The sequence below is a fragment of the Pseudomonas segetis genome, from assembly GCF_900188155.1.
GTDB lineage: Bacteria > Pseudomonadota > Gammaproteobacteria > Pseudomonadales > Pseudomonadaceae > Aquipseudomonas > Aquipseudomonas segetis.
Window position 1 is genome coordinate 543,340 of sequence record NZ_FZOG01000002.1, and the last position, 15,088, is coordinate 558,427.

Genomic DNA, 15,088 nt, shown 5'->3' on the forward strand with positions numbered 1-15,088 from the left:
TGGCGAGCCAGCAAAACACGCCCTGAATGGCTGCGACAGCTTTATCAATGATGTCGATAAAGGCTATCGGCACAAACGATCTGTATATCGTGCAAACCCGATATAAAGTTCGTCCCAAGCCGATATAAACCTACCGGCCACAAACAGATCGCGGAGGTAATCCCATGAGCCAGCAACAACTCGACCTTGATGAAATAGTCAAAGCCCTGGCTCATCCGGTTCGCCGTGACATTCTGGCGTGGTTGAAAACCCCTGAGGCGTATTTTGCCGATCAGGATCATCCACTGGAGATCGGTGTTTGTGCCGGCAAGATTGATCAACGCACCGGGCTTTCCCAATCAAGCGTCTCCGCCCACCTGCGCACGTTGCAGAAAGCGGGCCTGATCACCAGCAAGAAAGTTGGCCAGTGGCACTTCTTCAAACGTAACGAACCAACCATTCAAGCCTTTCTGAGCCAGCTCAGCCAACAGCTTTGAGTCTGATTATTCAATCCACATTCTTGATAGCGGAGCCGCGGGTATGCCCATTGCGCTAATAGTTCTTGCTTTATCTGCGTTTGCCATCGGCACCACAGAATTCGTGATCATGGGCCTGTTGCCTGAAGTCGCAACGGACCTGTCCGTTTCAATTCCTGGCGCCGGTTGGCTGGTGACAGGTTATGCCCTGGGCGTCGCGATTGGTGCCCCGATCATGGCCCTGGCGACCTCCAGCTGGCCGCGCAAAGCCGCGCTGATGACCCTGATGAGCATTTTTATCGCCGGCAACCTGTTCTGCGCGCTGGCACCCGATTATCAAATGCTTATGGCCGCTCGCATCGTCACCGCACTCTGTCATGGCGCCTTCTTTGGCATCGGCTCGGTTGTCGCTGCCAGCCTGGTGCCAGCCAACCGCCGCGCCTCTGCAGTTGCCCTGATGTTTACCGGTTTGACCCTGGCCAACGTACTTGGCGTACCGCTGGGAACCGCCCTTGGCCAGGCAGCGGGCTGGCGCTCGACGTTCTGGGCCGTCACCCTGATTGGTGTACTCGCCCTGATTGGTTTGTGGCGTTACCTGCCAAACCGGCATGACGCTGAAAAAGCCGATCTGCGCAGCGAAATTCGTGCACTCAACAACGCAGGCTTATGGTTGGCGCTGAGCACCACCGTGCTGTTCTCTGCCTCGATGTTTGCCTTGTTCACCTACATTGCCCCGCTGCTCGGCGAAGTCACCGGCGTATCGCCCCATGGCATCACCCTGACGCTGCTGCTGATTGGCCTCGGCCTGACCCTGGGCAATGTGCTCGGCGGGCGTTTTGCTGATCGCCAGTTGAAACTCACCCTGATCACAGTATTCGCCTCCATGGCGACTATCTCAACGCTCTTTAGCTGGACCAGCCAGGCACTGATTCCTGCTGAGATCACCTTGTTCCTGTGGGCCGTGGCAGCCTTTGCCGCCGTGCCTGCATTGCAAGTCAACGTCGTGACCTTCGGTAGCGGTGCTCCCAACCTGGTCTCAACCCTGAATATCGGCGCATTTAACGTCGGCAACGCCCTTGGCGCCTGGCTCGGTGGCGTGGTTATCGCCCAGGGCTTCGGCCTCTCAAGTGTGCCTTTTGCCGCCGCTGCCCTGGCTGTTCTGGCGCTGTTTGCCCTTTTACTGACCTACAACACGCGTCGACCTGACGCAGTAACTGCCACTGAACCGACTGCAACTTTTGCACTCAACGAATAATCCTGATGGAGAACCAAGCAATGACGACTCTGTTTGATCCAATCAAAATCGGCGACCTTGAACTCAACAACCGCATCATCATGGCTCCACTCACCCGCGCCCGTGCGGATGAGCGTCGCGTACCCAACGCCCTGATGGCCGAGTATTACGTGCAGCGCGCCAGCGCGGGCCTGATCATCTCGGAAGCCACCGCCGTCACGCCAATGGGCGTCGGTTATGCCAATACACCCGGCATCTGGTCCGATGAGCAGATCCGCGGCTGGAGCAACATTACCCAGGCGGTACACGCCAATGGCGGCAAGATTGTTCTGCAACTGTGGCATGTTGGCCGCATCTCGGATCCAAGCTTCCTTAACGGCGAAGCGCCCGTTGCGCCCAGTGCAATCGCGGCCAAAGGCCATGTAAGCCTGCTGCGACCACTGCGCGATTATCCAGTGCCACGCGCGCTGGAAACCGAAGAGCTCGATGACATTGTCGAAGCCTATCGCCAGGGTGCGGAAAACGCCAAGGCTGCGGGTTTTGACGGGGTGGAAATCCACGGCGCCAACGGCTATCTGCTCGATCAGTTCCTGCAAGACAGCACCAACAAGCGTACCGACCGTTACGGCGGCTCGATTGAAAACCGTGCACGCCTGCTGCTCGAAGTGACTGATGCGGTCATCTCGGTCTGGGGTGCTGGCCGTGTTGGGGTTCACCTGGCTCCTCGCGCCGACTCCCATGACATGGGCGACTCGCAACGCAGCGAAACCTTTACCTACGTAGCCTCCGAGCTTGGCAAGCGCGGTATTGCCTTTATCTGTGCCCGTGAAAAAGCAGCAGACGACAGCCTGGCGCCAAGTCTCAAGCAAGCGTTTGGCGGCGTATTCATCGCCAACGAGCGCTTCACCAAAGAACAGTCCAACGAGTGGCTGGCAACGGGTAAGGCCGATGCCATTGCCTTCGGCGTGCCCTTTATTGCCAACCCGGACTTGCCTGCTCGCCTGCAAGCCGATGCGCCGCTCAATGAACCACAACCAGAGACGTTCTACGGTTCTGGCCCCGTAGGCTACATCGACTATCCTCGCCTGTAATTTGCACAATCAGGTACTAAAAAACCCGCATCAGCGGGTTTTTTAGTTCTACAGCCTGCAGTTATTTGGCGTCGATCTGATCCTGTAGATTACGGATCTGCGCCTGCAAAGTGCTGGTTGTACGGGTTACCTGGGCACGGAAGGCATCAAACTCGGCGGTGTTGTTCTTCGGCGCCGGGCGATTATCCAAAGTGCTCTTGAGCACCAGCAGCTCATCTTGCAGATCATTAATGGCCTGGGTTGGGTTGCCCACCTTCTTCAGCGCCTGCACATCCGTATTGAGATCCTTGAGCTGGCCCGACAGTTTGGCTTGCTCGGCCACTGTGCTTTTCAGCTCCGTCTGGGCCCCGGCCAAGGTCGTTTGTTCAGCAGCCAGCGCCTTCAAGGTCTTGCTCAGCTCAGCGTTAGCCTCCTGCTGCGCCTTCAGCTCGCCGCTGACTTGCTCCAGGCGCTTGTTCAAATCACCTTGCTGCCCGCTGCTGCCTTGCTGTTGCTTGCTCAGTTCGGCCAGCTTGGCTTCCAGTTGCTTGACTTGCAGCTTGAGCGCTTCGCTGCCGGAGGTAACGGATGACTCGGTGGCGACCACCTTGCCGGAAATATCCTTGATTCGCCCGGCGGCTTCCTCGCTGATGCGCGCGAAGCTTTCCTGGGTGGCAACAAGTTGCTGCTCCATCAGGTTGATCTGCTGGAAACTCCACCAGCCAAGACCGGCGAAAGCAATCATCAGGGCGCCCACCAGCGCCCAGAGTGGCCCGGTACTGGCCGTTTTTACCGGTGCGGCGACACGATGTGGCGTCACTTCGGGCGCAGCGGCGCGGCGCGGCGCAACATATTCTTCTTCCTCACGCGTACCGACAGACAAGCTGGGCACATCATCAATTTCATCATTAGCATCGTTACGCATGGTTAAACCTTCAAACAAAAAACACAGAAAGAGCTGCAAAGCCCTGGAGCAAAGCACCAGCCCTATGCTTTGCATGGCAGGGCAGGCAATCAACTGCCTGGCACTGGCTCGAGTGCCATGGGCAAACGACGGTTAGTATAACGACTCGCAGGGCTGTAGGCAGTTTTGCGCCAAGCCAGTGCATGCTGCACTGAAGCCGGTCAAATCCTCAGCAGATCGACCCGCCAGAACCCGCACAGTTCCTCATTATGTGAACTGGTATGCACCTTGCAAAGATTCAAGCACAGCCAAACCGCCATGAATGCGGTGTCTGCCCGTACCAAGTTTCTAATCTAAAAGAATCTGACCGTTACGAGGGTGACCCTATGGAGTTGAATAAAGCTGTGCTCGATTGCATGCAAAGCTTGCGTCGACGTCTGCGCGAGGAAATGTCGATTGATATTCGCCTTAGCCAGCCAGACGCCATTACGGCAATGCTCAGTGCCTGCCTCGACTCCAATAACGAAGAAACCCGCCTGCTGGGTCAAAAACTGGCAGGTTTCAGTGACACATCGCTTCCAGCCCCAGGCAAGGCGTTGCAGTCCGGTATAGTACCAATCCAGCCGAAAGAGCCCACCGGGTCATTGCGCATGTACCGTGGCCAGCGCGTTTACACCTGAGTCATTCCTGCTGATGCTTCCACCACTGGCAAAACTCATCGAGCGCTGTCCACAGGCTAACTTGCGGATCGTAATCCAGTAATTCCCGTGCCCGGCTGATATCCAGTGAGAAATCCTTGGCCATCACCGCAACCCCCAGGCGGAACAACCCCGGTTCTGGCTGGCCAGGAATCAGCTTGCAAATGCCTTCGTTCAAAGTCGCTGCGCTGTAGGCAAGGCCATAGGGTATATGGCGCGTCACCTGGGCCAAGCCCATCTGGCGCAGCACATAGTTGACCACATCCCACAACGGTACCGGCGCGCCGTTACTGATGTTGTAGACCTTGCCCAGCGCAGGCCCAGCGGCCAGCAGGCAACTGAACAAGGCATCATTGAGATTGTGCACGCTGGTAAAGTCGACCTTGTTCAAGCCGTTGCCGATAATCGACAGGCGGCCTTTGCCGTGCATCCTGATCAAACGCGGGAAAATACTGGTGTCACCAGCACCCGTAACGAAGCGTGGCCGCACGGCCAATACTTCAAGACCAAACTCCTGCGCACCAAACACCTGCTGCTCTGCCAGGTATTTGGTCTTGCCGTAATGATCAGAAAAGCGCTTGGGCACTTGCTCTTCGCTGATATTGACATGGGACTGGCCGTCGAAGTAAATCGAAGGAGAGGATAAATGCACCAGGCGCCGCACATGCTTTTTCAAACAGGCTTCAATGATGTTTTCAGTGACAACCACATTGGCCTGGTGGAAGTGCTCGTACTTACCCCAGACGCCCACCGCGCCTGCGCAATGCACCACGGCCTCAACATCATCACAGAGCGCCAGGGCTAATTGAGGATCGCTCAAGTCACCCTGGATAAACTCGGCACCACGCTTGACCAAATGCGCAACGCCCTCGGGCCGGCGTCCATTGACTCTCACCTGCAAACCCTGCTCCAAGGCAAAGCGAGCAAAGCGTCCGCCAATAAAACCGCTTGCGCCGGTCACGAGAATTTTCATTGAGCACCCCGGATTATTATCGACAGATGCTGCACTTTAGCAGCATGGCGTGCCTGATGGCCTGTCGGAACATGCCAGAATCACGTCTTTATAAGCCGTTCAGGTGCAGTAGGAAACCAAGCGCTGGCAAAGGCCAGTCAACGGCACCGGCAAACCTGAGGATAGAACCTGCGCCGCTGTGCTGAGCAGGGCATGGCGTGAGCGGTTTATGCACGCTTGTGAATGCGCGGACGGCTTATTTGCCGGAGGAAGGATATTGCATGAGTCTGCCGCACAGGCATCAGGACGCTGCATGAACAGCGCCCTGACAGGATCGATCTAGGCCAATTTGGCAATCAGATCCTTGCGAGAAGGCGTCCAGACGCTAAGGACGACGCCGGTCGTGTTTGAACTATTGGTAATGTTGTGCAGTTGGTTTGGATCGATGGTGATCGACTGCCCGGCATGCAGAGTGACAGTTTCACCTTCCGACATAAAATCCAAAGAGCCGCTGACCACATAATTCACCTCTTCGTGGGGGTGCTGATGTGGCGTTGCGATAGCGCCGGCCGGAATTTCAAGCTCGGAAACAGTCAGGTCATCACTGTTGCTCAATATTTTGATGGTTACATCGCCAAATTTGATTTCATTGCCTAGATTGGCCATAGATCCCTCTACTCTCGTCAGGTATTAATCGCTGCCTGAGTGTTTCCCCCAGGCAACCTCAAGCACGGTTCAATTGCCGCTCGCGTTGCGACTTGCGGCGAATACTTATTCATGTGCCGCTGTATTCGACGCGCGAAACACTAAACCATTACAAATCCCTCACCCGTAGGAAACGCCCTAAAAACCATCACGCAAGGGCTTATTACAATCATGAAGCGGCTCTTTTGACGCTCGCGCCCACACACACCGGCGTGACCTTATGCCCCCAACCCCCTAGTATCCTTTGTATGAAAGTGCGTGTTTCGGCAAGCCAGCCAAGGCGCCCCACTCAATAATCGACAGAAAGGATGCTCGAATGTCAGATAAATTTGACGTCATTATCATTGGTGGAGGAAACGCCGGGTTTGGCGTTTCCTCGATCCTGGCCAAGGCCAACAAGACCATTGCCTTCATTGAACAGGCCGAGTTTGGAGGCACCTGTCCGAATCGCGGCTGCACGCCGAAAAAGGTTCTGGTCGCAGCGGCCAAGTCACTTGATGAAATTGGTAAAGCGGCTGGGCATGGCATCAGCGTTGGAGAACCAAGTATTGATTGGGCTGCACTGATCGCCCGTAAAGACCGGATGATCGACTTTATTCCGGGGGCCATGAAAAGCCTGGCCGAAAAGCGTGGGCAGGTCTTCACCGGCCAGGGCAAGTTCGTTGGCAAAAACCGGGTTGAAGTGAACGGGCAGGTCCTTGAAGCCGAGCACATCATCATCGCCACCGGTTCGAAAACCCGCCCACTGCCCATCCCAGGCGCCGAGTTGATGATCACCTCTGACGAGGTGCTTTCCAACAGCCAACCGCCCAAGGACGTGGTGTTTATCGGTGGAGGCGTGATCGCGCTGGAGTTCAGCCATGTGTATGCCCGCGCAGGCATTAACGTGACCATTGTTGAAGCTATGCCGCAGCTATTGCCGCGCCTTGATGCCGACGCCGTGGCCGCCCTGCAAGTCGCGACCGAGGCGCTTGGCATTGAGGTCAAAACCAGCGTCACTGTTGAAAAAATCAGCAAGGATGCAACAGGTCTGAACGTGCATATTCAACACCAGGGCAAAGCCTTGGTGCTCAAGGCGGACACAGTGGTCAACGGCGCCGGACGCGTCGCCAATATCGACGGCCTCGACCTCGAAGCGGCCGGGATTAGCCATGACGGCGCGCGTATCGAGGTCAATCCGAACTTCCAGTCGAGCTCCAACCCACATGTCTGGGTGGCTGGCGATGCCCTCGCTACTACGCCGCAGTTGTCGCCAGTGGCCACCTACGAGGGTCAGATTGTCGGCAACAACATTCTCAGCAACGGCTCGACCAGCGACTACCGGGTACTGCCGACAGCCGTGTATACCATTCCGGCACTGAGCAGCGTTGGCCTGACTGAAAAAGAAGCTCGTGACTCGAAGGCCGCGATCGAAGTTGTCAGTAATGACATGGCGAACTGGTTTTCCAGCCAGAACGTGCTGGCCAAGCATGCCTGGGCAAAGGTAATCGTCGATAAAGATACCGACCTGATTCTTGGCGCGCACATGCTCGGCCATCAAGGCGAAGAGTTGATCAACCTGATTGCACTGGCGATGCGCTTCAACATCACCCGCACCCAACTAAAAGAACAGATTTATGCCTACCCGACCTTCAGCTCAGACTTGAAAAACTTGCTATAGCAGGCGCCTATCAACCGTAAAAGCCAGGTCAAGGCCTGGCTTTTTTGTGCAATCTGCTAACCTCAACTAACTGACACCGGCTGTAAGGAGGCTGCTGCGTGACCAAGAACAAATGGATGATCTACGGTGCCAACGGCTATACCGGCCACCTGATTGCGGCGCAAGCTGTGGCCCAGGGAATGACGCCGATACTGGCGGGGCGAGACCCGGCGGCCATTCATGCGCTCGGCACCCTGCACAGTCTCAAATGCAGGGTTTTCGACCCTCAGCAACATGCGCAAGCGGCTCACGCCTTGCTTGATGTGGCGGTAGTCGCCAATTGTGCCGGCCCTTTCTCCGCCACCAGCGCAGCCATGATATCGGCGTGCCTGAGCAGCAAAAGCCATTACCTGGATATCACCGGCGAAATCAGCGTGTTCGAGGCGGCGTATGCCCGCGACCAACAAGCACGGGAAGCCGGCGTGGTACTTTGCCCCGGCGTTGGTTTTGATGTAATACCGACTGACTGCATTGCCGCTTGCCTGCATCAAGCCATGCCTGACGCAACGCAACTGGCACTGGGCTTTGAAACCTCAAGCGGGCTATCACCCGGCACCGCCAAAACCACAATCGAAGGCTTGAGCCTGGGCGGAAAAATCCGCCGTGCCGGGGTTATTACCGATGTACCCCTGGGCTATAAGCGCCGCCAGATCGACTTTGGTCGTGGCACTAAAGCGGCAGTAACCATTCCTTGGGGCGATGTTGCAACCGCCTATTACTCAACGGCAATCAATAATATCGAGGTCTACCTGCCCGCGCCCTCGGCCGTGGCGATTGCCATGTCATTACTCAACCCAGTGCGTAGGCTTTTTGGCCTGAGCGCGGTCCAGAATGGCTTGAAGGGGTTGGTCGAAAAATTCATCAAGGGCCCCAGCGAAGAGCAGCGCAAGCGCCAGCGCACCTGGCTTTGGGGCGAAGTGCGCAACGACGCTGGCGAGATCAAGAGCGCCTCTTTGCAAACCGCCAACGGTTATGATGTGACAGTTCATGGCGTGCTTCATTCGGTGCGACACCTGCTTGACTACCAAGGTGATGGAGGCTATTTCACTCCAACAAAATTGCTTGGTGCTCGCGTAATCGAACAATTGCCAGGCTCAGGCAAGATCACGATCAACTAGCCATACAGGGACTTAAGGCGCAATCAAGCAAGCAGGCGCCGTGCCGAGCAAATGATCTGTAAGTTGGTTGAGCAACTCGCCACCATTGCGCCAATGATGCCAATACAGCGGCACATCAATTGGCTGCTGTGGCCTTAGCTCCACCAGCTCACCACTGGCCAACTCATTGATCACTTGCTGCTCGGGCACCAAGCCCCAACCCAAACCCGCCTGGGCCATGCGCAGAAAACCTTCGGACGATGGACACAGGTGGTGCAAGAAGCCGCCCTCGACACCTTGTGCAGCCAGATACCGATGCTGCAGAAAATCATCTGGCCCAAACACTATAGCCGGCGCTTTGATCAATCCCTCGGCGCTCACCCCGCGGCTGAAATGTCGACGAATAAACGCAGGACTGGCCAAGGCCCGGTAACGCATCGCCCCCAGTGCGACACTGCGCGCTCCAGCCACCGGACGATCGGTGGCGCAAACACAGCCAGCTACATCACCAGCACGCATGCGCTTGAGACCAACATCCTGATCCTCCACGACCAACTCCAGCAGCAAATGCTTGTCCGCACAGAACTGCCCAACCGCCCCCGCCCACCAGGTCGCCAAGCTGTCGGCATTCAAGGCAACCCGCAAACGCTCCGGCGTGCTGTTGTCATTCAGGCCTGGCACCTGCCCCTGCAAGTCACGCTCAAGCAGGCGCACTTGCTGAACATGATTGAGCAAGCGTCGGCCAACCTCCGTGGGTGTTGGCGGCGTTGCGCGCACCAATACCGGTTGACCGACACGAGCCTCCAGCAACTTGACCCGCTGCGACACCGCAGACTGCGACAAGCCCAGCACTTGAGCGGCGCGCTCAAAGCCTGCCTGTTCAACCACCGCCGCCAAGGCCGCGAGTAATTTGTAATCGAACAAATCAGTTTTCCTAATGACGCATGAGCAAGATTGTTTTTCCTTATACAGCCAAAGCTATCAAACTGGCTATCCCAATCAAGAGGTAGCCGCTCATGTCCGGCGAAACATCCTTGCCAACCTTGCTACGCAGCATGACACCCCGGTTAAACCCAGGCGTCTATGTGTTTTGCAGTATCGAGTCGCTGAAGCAGTTGGGTGACATCGAACCGCTAGGCAGCTTTCGTGAACGCGAAGGCCTCACGGTGATTATTTCCCAGGCCCAGGCGCAACAGCTCTCGCTCAAGACCGACTACATAGCAGCATGGCTGACCCTCGAGGTTCATTCCGCCTTGAGTGCCGTGGGCCTCACTGCCGCATTTGCCAATGCACTGGCTGAACACGGCATCAGTTGCAATGTGATTGCCGGTTATTACCACGACCACATTTTTGTCGATGCCAGCCAAGGTCAACAGGCCTTGGCGGTCTTGCAACAACTGAGTCGACAAGCCGCTACACAGGAGTAATCGCATGTGGCAAAGCTATTCCAACGGACTGCTGGTGGCGATCGGCCTGATCATGGCCATTGGCGCGCAGAACGCCTTTATCCTCGCTCAAAGCCTGCGCCGTGAGCATCACCTGCCTGCCGCACTGTTATGCATTGCCTGTGATGCCGTTCTGGTTGCAGCCGGGGTATTTGGCCTGGCTGCAATTCTCAGCCAGAGCCCAACCTTGATGGGGATTGCCCGCTGGGGCGGTGCAGCCTTTCTACTTTGGTATGGCAGCCAGGCATTGCGTCGCGCCTGGCGACCACAGGCGCTGGACCAACAGGGATCGCCCTTGCCGCGCTCGCTCAAGGCGGTGATTCTGGCAACACTCGCAGTCACCCTCCTCAACCCCCATGTGTACCTCGATACAGTGCTGCTGATTGGCTCACTCGGTGCGCAACAAAGCATGCCCGGTGCCTATGTGATGGGGGCGACAAGCGCTTCACTGCTGTGGTTCCTGAGCCTTGCACTTGGTGCCGCCTGGTTGGCGCCCTGGTTGGCCCGTCCCATTACCTGGCGCCTGATTGACCTGGGTGTTGCCCTGATGATGTTCAGTATTGCCTGGCAGCTGTTAAGCGAAGTGGTCTGAAGCCTGATCCAGCCGAAAGCTCCGGTGCAGATGCTTTCCCACACAGTTGTTGCGTGGTTATGGCGCAGCGCCGGTGCTATCATCATGGGCCTGCGTCGTTGTGAGCCTGCCCATACGGTGAACAGGTTCTAAAAACAGTTATCATCGACGCGAGCAGCCTTAATGTGAAAATGTAGAGAGCGCAGCGAACACTGGCAGGCTGGGCTGACAGCACGTCACCCTGTAGTTTCTGTCGGGTTATATCGACCTTGCGCCGAACGCAGTCTTTTTCACACAGTCTGTATTGTATGGCCGCCCGTGATCGGCCTTGCGCTCACCGCACATGACCTGAGTAGGAGATTAACCATGGCTTTTGAATTGCCACCGCTGCCGTACGAGAAAAACGCCCTCGAGCCGCACATTTCCGCCGAGACTCTGGATTACCACTACGGTAAGCATCACAACACCTACGTTGTGAACCTGAACAACATGGTGCCTGGCACCGAGTTTGAAGGCAAAACCCTGGAAGAAATCATCAAGACTTCTTCGGGTGGTGTTTTCAACAACGCTGCTCAAATCTGGAACCACACCTTTTACTGGAACTGCCTGAGCCCTAACGGCGGCGGCGAACCAACTGGCGCACTGGCCGACGCGATCAACTCCGCATTCGGTTCGTTCGACAAGTTCAAGGAAGAGTTCAGCAAGACTTCGATCGGTACCTTCGGTTCTGGTTGGGGCTGGCTGGTCAAGAAAGCTGATGGTTCCCTTGCCCTGGCCAGCACCATTGGCGCTGGCTGCCCGCTGACCAGCGGCGACACTCCACTGCTGACCTGCGACGTCTGGGAGCACGCTTACTACATCGACTACCGCAATGCGCGTCCGAAGTACGTAGAAGCTTTCTGGAACCTGGTGAACTGGGATTTCGTTGCGAAAAACTTCGCGGCCTGATCCAGCGTCACAACAAGCCTCGTGCTTGTTTGAAAAACCCGGCAAACGCCGGGTTTTTTTTGCACTATTTTGTAGATATCGGTAGCGTACTAAAAATACTATGGCCCAACGCCATCCTGGTCAGAAGTACTACACTAGAAAGTCTGCTTGATGGATTAAAGCCAGAGCAATTAACACCGATATACCAGTATCGCCCCAACAAGCCTAGCAAGCGTGACATCGATTTCAGTAGCCGTGAAGCACTCAACCAGCAATGGCTTTTTGACTGCAACCCTGAGTTTGCCAATACTCTTAGCGCCTTACGGCAACCGGCATCACAAGGATCTATCTTTTGAAGTTGGAACTGAAAAACAGACTGTCACTGAGATTACTCCGGGTCGTACTGCTGTCGGCATTGATAGTCGGCGTTGTCCTGAGTTGTGCGCAGATTGTCTTTGATGCGTATAAGACCAAACAGTCTGTTGCAAACGATGCCCACCGAATCCTGGGAATGTTTCGCGACCCCTCGACCCAGGCGGTGTACAGCCTCGACCGAGAAATGGGCATGCAGGTTATCGAAGGTCTGTTCCAGCACGAGTCGGTACAAATGGCTTCGATCGGCCACCCGAATGAGCCGATGCTCGCCGAGCGTGAGCGGCCACCGGCAGAAATTGCAACACGCTGGCTGACCGACCCTATCCTTGGCAAAGCACAGAAATACTCGACCCAATTGGTGGGTAAGGGCCCTTACAGCGAGTATTACGGCGACCTCAACATCACCCTCGACACTGCGGCCTATGGTGAAAACTTCATCACCAACTCGGTGATTATCTTTATCTCCGGGGTACTGCGCGCGCTGGCAATGGGCTTGGTGCTGTATCTGGTTTACCACTGGCTGCTGACCAAGCCGCTGGCAAAAATCATTGAACACCTGAGTGACATCAACCCGGATCGCCCCAGCGCACACAAGCTGCCGATGATAAAAGGCAACGAGCACAATGAGCTGGGCGTGTGGGTCAATACCGCCAATCAACTGCTCGAATCCATAGAGCGCAATACCAGCCTTCGTCACGAAGCAGAGAACAGCCTGCAACGCATGGCCCAGTATGATTTCCTTACCGGCCTGCCCAACCGCCAGCAACTGCAGCATCAACTTGATCAGATCCTGAATGACGCAGGCCGCCTGCAACGCCGTGTCGCAGTGCTTTGCGTGGGCCTGGATGACTTCAAGGGCGTCAATGAACAGTACAGCTACCAGGCGGGCGACCAGTTACTGCTGGCCTTGTCTGACCGCCTGCGTGGCCATGGGGGACGGCTCGGCGTCCTGGCGCGGCTGGGTGGTGATCAGTTCGCCCTGGTGCAAGCCGACATAGAACAGCCCTACGAAGCTGCCGAGCTGGCGCAGAGCGTTCTCGATGACATAAGCAACCCCTTCACCCTCGATGACCATCTGGTACACCTGCGCGCAACCATCGGCATCACATTGTTCCCGGAAGACGGGGACAGCACGGAAAAACTCCTGCAAAAAGCAGAGCAAACCATGACGCTGGCGAAAAGTCGCTCGCGTAACCGTTATCAGTTCTATATCGCCAGCGTAGACAGTGAAATGCGTCGCCTACGGGAGCTGGAAAAAGACCTGCGCATCGCCCTCGAGGGCAACCAGCTGCACCTGGTCTATCAGCCGCAAATCAGTTACCAGGCCAAGCATGTGGTTGGGGTCGAAGCCCTGCTGCGCTGGGAACATCCACAACTTGGCTGGATTCCACCCGACCAGTTCATCCCGCTGGCGGAACAGAACGGCAGCATCATTGCAATTGGCGAGTGGGTGCTCGATCAAGCCTGCCGGCAACTGCGTGACTGGCATGATCAAGGCTTCAACCATTTGCGCATGGCAATCAACCTTTCAACCGTGCAACTGCATCACGCGGAACTGCCGAGAATGGTTAACAACCTGCTGCAAATGTATCGCTTGCCTGCGCGCAGCCTTGAACTGGAAGTCACCGAGACCGGCCTGATGGAAGATATCAGCACCGCAGCCCAGCACTTGCTCAGCCTGCGCCGCGCCGGAGCACTGATCGCGATTGACGACTTCGGTACGGGTTATTCCTCATTGAGCTACCTCAAGAGCCTGCCGCTGGACAAGATCAAGATCGACAAGAGCTTCGTTCAGGACCTGCTCGAAGATGAAGACGACGCAACCATCGTCCGCGCCATCATCCAACTGGGCAAGAGCCTGGGCATGCAGGTTATCGCCGAGGGCGTCGAAACGGCTGCCCAGGAAGCCTACATCATCAGCGAAGGCTGCCACGAAGGTCAGGGCTACTTTTACAGCAAGCCATTGCCGGCCCGCGAACTGACTCTCTACCTCAAGCAAGCGCGGCGCATACATGCAGCCTCAGACTCGGCCGCCTTGTAACCGCCTGCGAATCTACAGCTTGGGCTCAGTGCTGAAGCCCAAGCTGCCATGCAAGACTCAGCGCCCCCACCAGGCACAGGGCCGCGCCGCCCGCAGCCTGCCAGTAGTACCCTCGCGCCAGCTCATCCTCACCCGTGGTTGAAAGCACAAAGGGTTGCGCCTCCCGCGGTTTGGCCATGTGATGCTGAACCGGCCTGAGGCTCTCAAGCCTATGACGATCCTCGGCCTCCAACTGCGCAGCCAAGCGCACACGACTCCACTCCTGCTCATCAAGCTGGCCATTGTTATCGCTATCGAAACGCTGTAACAGGCCAGAAAAGTCGGACTTCCATTCACGAATCACGGCACCTTGCTGCGCGGCCAGATCCAAGCCCTGGCGGCCGCCGCCGGAACTGCGAAAATCACCAATCGCATACAGCGGCTGGCCGACCTGCAAGCGTTCTTCGGTGTAGCGATAGTGTTTACCAATACTGAGAAAACCAAGCATGCCGTTCTTTCTCGGCAGTCGCGGATGGCGCTGATTGCCGCTCCAAACCTCCCGAGTGGTGGTACGCACCTGTGCGCCCTTGGGATTAATCAAACATTCCCCAGTACCATCGCTCAGCGCCAGCAAAGCATCACTGACGCCTGACTCCAGCGAACGCCAGCTGCGTTTGTTGTCTTCTTGCACATGCTCTTCGATCCGAAAGCGCCACCACACACATGGTTTGCCGGTTAGCGGCCCGACCATGGCATCGTCGGGCCGGGCCGTGATAACGCCATAGAACTCAACATAACCTTGCGCGGCAGAGCGGATCTTGGAGGTTGGCGTATCCAGTAAGTGCCGGGCTTGTGAAATGCAGCGCAGGCACCACCACATCCCTACCACTGCCGCACCGGCACTCAGCAGCAAACTCAGCCAATACGCTTGCATGA

General features: G+C 56.5%; 15 protein-coding genes. 10 read left to right on the forward strand and 5 right to left on the reverse strand.

The features are described from left to right. The first annotated feature begins 164 nt into the window (after positions 1–164). Genes CHB79_RS08385 through CHB79_RS08395 form a run of 3 tightly spaced genes read left to right on the forward strand, consistent with a single transcriptional unit; the run spans position 165 to position 2,780 of the window. Positions 165–476, forward strand: coding sequence for an ArsR/SmtB family transcription factor (locus tag CHB79_RS08385; protein ID WP_089359555.1), 312 nt, complete (start codon positions 165–167; stop codon positions 474–476). A gap of 43 nt (positions 477–519) precedes the next feature. Next, entirely contained in the window at positions 520–1,710 is a 1,191-nt protein-coding gene (locus tag CHB79_RS08390; RefSeq protein ID WP_089359556.1) for an MFS transporter, read from the forward strand. 20 nt (positions 1,711–1,730) lie between these two features. After that, complete coding sequence (locus CHB79_RS08395; RefSeq protein ID WP_010486260.1) at positions 1,731–2,780, forward strand: alkene reductase; 1,050 nt, start codon at positions 1,731–1,733, stop codon at positions 2,778–2,780. Between the two features lie 61 nt (positions 2,781–2,841). Here CHB79_RS08395 and CHB79_RS08400 read toward each other — a convergent pair whose 3' ends face one another. Further along, on the reverse strand, positions 2,842–3,684 hold the full coding sequence (locus tag CHB79_RS08400; RefSeq protein WP_089359948.1) for an ATPase: 843 nt from the start codon (positions 3,682–3,684) through the stop codon (positions 2,842–2,844). A 365-nt stretch (positions 3,685–4,049) separates the two neighbouring features. Here CHB79_RS08400 and CHB79_RS08405 point away from each other — a divergent pair, with 365 nt between their 5' ends. After that, positions 4,050–4,343 carry a hypothetical protein gene (locus CHB79_RS08405; protein WP_089359557.1) on the forward strand — a complete coding sequence of 98 codons (294 nt, stop codon included), beginning with the start codon at positions 4,050–4,052 and terminating at the stop codon, positions 4,341–4,343. Position 4,344: 1 nt separating this feature from the next. Here the strand turns inward: CHB79_RS08405 and CHB79_RS08410 are convergent, their stop codons facing one another. Both CHB79_RS08410 and CHB79_RS08415 read right to left on the reverse strand, forming a co-directional pair. Further along, positions 4,345–5,334: an NAD-dependent epimerase/dehydratase family protein gene (locus CHB79_RS08410; protein WP_089359558.1), complete on the reverse strand. Its 990-nt coding sequence runs from the start codon at positions 5,332–5,334 to the stop codon at positions 4,345–4,347. Positions 5,335–5,652: 318 nt separating this feature from the next. Beyond that, positions 5,653–5,979 (reverse strand): cupin domain-containing protein, encoded by a 327-nt coding sequence (locus CHB79_RS08415; RefSeq protein ID WP_089359559.1) that lies wholly within the window; start codon positions 5,977–5,979, stop codon positions 5,653–5,655. Between the two features lie 355 nt (positions 5,980–6,334). Between CHB79_RS08415 and CHB79_RS08420 the strand changes: the two genes are divergently transcribed. Continuing rightward, positions 6,335–7,678 (forward strand): dihydrolipoyl dehydrogenase family protein, encoded by a 1,344-nt coding sequence (locus tag CHB79_RS08420; RefSeq protein ID WP_089359560.1) that lies wholly within the window; start codon positions 6,335–6,337, stop codon positions 7,676–7,678. A gap of 116 nt (positions 7,679–7,794) precedes the next feature. Next, positions 7,795–8,835: a saccharopine dehydrogenase family protein gene (locus tag CHB79_RS08425; protein WP_217898860.1), complete on the forward strand. Its 1,041-nt coding sequence runs from the start codon at positions 7,795–7,797 to the stop codon at positions 8,833–8,835. Positions 8,836–8,847: 12 nt separating this feature from the next. On the opposite strand, the gene CHB79_RS08430 is transcribed toward CHB79_RS08425, so the two are convergent. Further along, entirely contained in the window at positions 8,848–9,738 is an 891-nt protein-coding gene (locus CHB79_RS08430; RefSeq protein ID WP_089359562.1) for a LysR family transcriptional regulator ArgP, read from the reverse strand. Positions 9,739–9,830: 92 nt separating this feature from the next. Between CHB79_RS08430 and CHB79_RS08435 the strand changes: the two genes are divergently transcribed. The 4 genes from CHB79_RS08435 (at position 9,831) to CHB79_RS08450 (ending at position 14,173) form a co-directional block, all read left to right on the forward strand. Further along, on the forward strand, positions 9,831–10,241 hold the full coding sequence (locus CHB79_RS08435) for an ACT domain-containing protein (RefSeq protein WP_089359563.1): 411 nt from the start codon (positions 9,831–9,833) through the stop codon (positions 10,239–10,241). Between the two features lie 4 nt (positions 10,242–10,245). Next, the gene (locus CHB79_RS08440; protein WP_089359564.1) at positions 10,246–10,851 is read left to right on the forward strand and encodes a LysE/ArgO family amino acid transporter; all 606 of its coding nucleotides are present in this window, start codon (positions 10,246–10,248) and stop codon (positions 10,849–10,851) included. A 345-nt stretch (positions 10,852–11,196) separates the two neighbouring features. After that, positions 11,197–11,778 (forward strand): superoxide dismutase [Fe], encoded by a 582-nt coding sequence (gene sodB / locus CHB79_RS08445; protein ID WP_010486246.1) that lies wholly within the window; start codon positions 11,197–11,199, stop codon positions 11,776–11,778. Positions 11,779–12,109: 331 nt separating this feature from the next. Beyond that, complete coding sequence (locus CHB79_RS08450) at positions 12,110–14,173, forward strand: putative bifunctional diguanylate cyclase/phosphodiesterase (protein WP_010486244.1); 2,064 nt, start codon at positions 12,110–12,112, stop codon at positions 14,171–14,173. A gap of 25 nt (positions 14,174–14,198) precedes the next feature. Here the strand turns inward: CHB79_RS08450 and CHB79_RS08455 are convergent, their stop codons facing one another. Beyond that, positions 14,199–15,086, reverse strand: coding sequence for a GIDE domain-containing protein (locus CHB79_RS08455; protein ID WP_089359565.1), 888 nt, complete (start codon positions 15,084–15,086; stop codon positions 14,199–14,201). Between the last annotated feature and the right edge of the window lie 2 nt (positions 15,087–15,088).